Source organism: Cupriavidus oxalaticus, from assembly GCF_038900635.1.
In the GTDB taxonomy this organism is placed as follows: domain Bacteria; phylum Pseudomonadota; class Gammaproteobacteria; order Burkholderiales; family Burkholderiaceae; genus Cupriavidus; species Cupriavidus oxalaticus_B.
Genome location: NZ_JAYMRX010000117.1, coordinates 1 through 273 on the forward strand (window position 1 = coordinate 1; position 273 = coordinate 273).

Consider the following 273-nt stretch of genomic DNA (forward strand, 5'->3'; position numbering starts at 1 on the left):
GGGTGCAGGCGCTGGGCGGGGCCAAGAACCACCTGGTGGTGATGCCGGATGCGGATCTGGACCAGGCGGTCGATGCGCTGATCGGTGCGGCCTATGGCTCGGCGGGCGAGCGCTGCATGGCGATCTCTGTGGCTGTGGCCGTGGGCGAGGTTGCCGACAAGCTGGTGCCGCGGCTGGCGGAGCGCGCGCGTGCGCTGAAGATCCGCAACGGCATGGAGTCAGACGCCGAAATGGGTCCGCTGGTGACCGGGGCGCACAAGGCCAAGGTCGAGG

Annotated in this window: 1 protein-coding gene; it reads left to right on the forward strand. The window is 70.0% G+C overall.

The window, feature by feature from the left end:
* On the forward strand, positions 1–273 hold a 273-nt coding region (locus VSR71_RS35225; protein WP_342917936.1), incomplete at both ends, for an aldehyde dehydrogenase family protein.